This window comes from Paenibacillus sp. P4_A9 (assembly GCF_056402415.1).
Genome location: NZ_JBFUHL010000181.1, coordinates 1 through 2185 on the forward strand (window position 1 = coordinate 1; position 2185 = coordinate 2185).

The 2185-nt window shown below is 38.1% G+C and carries 2 protein-coding genes; one reads left to right on the forward strand and one right to left on the reverse strand.

What is annotated here, in order from left to right; genetic code table 11:
• Positions 1-142 precede the first annotated feature (142 nt).
• A complete protein-coding gene (locus tag AC1DVJ_RS30685) occupies positions 143-859 on the reverse strand; it encodes an RES family NAD+ phosphorylase (protein ID WP_477596674.1) in 717 nt (238 codons plus the stop codon).
• Positions 860-1290: 431 nt separating this feature from the next.
• On the opposite strand from AC1DVJ_RS30685, the gene AC1DVJ_RS30690 reads away from it, so the two are divergent.
• Positions 1291-2185: IS110 family RNA-guided transposase (locus tag AC1DVJ_RS30690; protein ID WP_477596676.1), on the forward strand; the 895-nt coding region annotated here is incomplete at its 3' end.

Below are 2185 nucleotides of genomic sequence, written 5' to 3' on the forward strand. Positions count from 1 at the left end.
CCTCAACATTAAATGTAATAAATGATATGAGAAAAACATTCGGTATGACTGGGTTATTTTGTTTTAAATTGGGGGGATGGCAACACACTTAATACCCGATGTCCGCGGATAATAAAAAGAACACCTAATAATTAGGTGTCCCTTAGACTTTAGTGGAACTATACTTAAGACCGTTTACATAGTAAACATTAGTGGATATATGATTAATATCAAGATCATCAAAAAATACATAATTGTAGTTTTCTATGTGTTCATGTTCCATAAGACTACTCAAAAACATAATTCCATCTACTTTTTGTTGTTTACAGTATTCAGCAAAATATTGAGTTGGTAAGTATTCAAGTTCTTTCTTTTTCATATCAATTGGTCGGGCAAATGATAAAGATAAATAAATCATAAAATTTGAAACTGTAAGAGAATCCCACTCTTCAAATATTGACCCAGAAATACTTACTTCTCTGTTTAGTCTTATGACACTTTTCTGTTTGGTTGCCTTAAATTGTCCCACACTTATAAAATCACCAATAATTGGTCTTACTTCAGCAATTACAGTTTCTGGGTTTTCTGATAAGTACATATAGTTAATTCCATATGGGTTAGCTCGACCATTTGATGTTGATATATGAGGTTTTGGCATCCCTAATTGCTCATTTGAAAATGGGGTTGTCACATCCCTATCATGTATTCTTCCTCTGTAAAGTATCTTACCTTCATCAAGTTTATATTGATTCTGTTTTATAAATATTTCAAAAAATTTAAGATAGGATTGATTAGTGAAAAATCTATTTTGATTAATAATTTCATCAACAAATTTATAATACATTTCCCTTCCTTGCTGTCCTGGGTCAACGCTTTTCAATGTTGCACTCCCTTTATTATTAAATTCGAGGTTTTCATAACGCCTTTATTCATGAATAAAATCTAATGATACTTGGAGTATTCGCGAAAACAATTGAACAATCCTGCCCTTTACTTAGATGAACAAAAAAAGGGAGCTGCCACGAGGCAAGCTCCTTCGCTATCGTTACCCGTTAGCCATACATGCTGCGCAAGCGCCGCACCACAGATGATGAAAATGGGGTGAAAAATCYGTCAATACTGCTACTATGGCTGGGAGAGGAAGGTCGATGAACTATGATGCCATAGAGCCCATCCGTTAGTCTGACTCCAACGATCACGGTGCATCACAGATTGTCGCTCCCTTTTGGGAAGCACTCATGGGAGATTAATCCTACTCTGATTGTTGCACCAGCCTCTACTCTGATTTAGCCATAGAGAGGATTTTTTAAGATGGAAGTTGTCATTGAACGAGCATGCGGTATGGATATTCACAAGGACAATATTACTGCATGTATTCTTACGTCGAAGGKAAAGGAGATTCAAACGTTTTCAACTAAAACGGTGTTTCTATTACAACTAATCGATTGGATTAAACAGCATGAATGTACTCATGTTGCTATGGAAAGCACAGGGGTATTTTGGAAACCTATTGTCAATTTACTTGAAGCTGAAGGAATTGAATTTTTAGTGGTGAATGCTCAGCATATGAAAGCACTGCCTGGACGTAAAACAGATGTCAAAGATTCGGAATGGATTGCCAAGCTTCTTCGTCATGGACTCCTCAAAGCCAGCTTCATTCCAGATCGAAATCAACGGGAGCTTCGAGAACTTGTTCGGTACCGTCGCAGTATCATTGAAGAAAGAGCCAGACAACACAATCGAATTCAAAAAGTGCTAGAAGGAGCAAATATTAAGCTTGGCTCTGTTGTTTCCGATATTATGGGCGTTTCTTCTCGCGATATGCTGAATGCCATTGCAGAAGGTGAAGATGATCCCGAAAAATTAGCGAGCTTCGCTAGACGTACCATGAAACGCAAAACGGATGAACTTGAACTCGCTCTACAAGGCTATGTAAACCCTCATCAACGCCTGATGATTAAGACCATTTTAACTCACATTGATTTCTTAAGTGAGCAGATCGAGATGCTAGATCAGGAAGTCGCTATAAGGGTAACCCCTTTCCATGAAGACGTCGAACGTTTAGATTCGATTCCTGGTATTGCCACTCGAATGGCGGAACAAATGTTAGCGGAAATCGGGACGAATATTAAAAAGCAGTTTCCGAGCGCTGCGCATTTCTGTTCATGGGCAGGACTAGTACCTGGACATAACGAAAGTGCTGGAA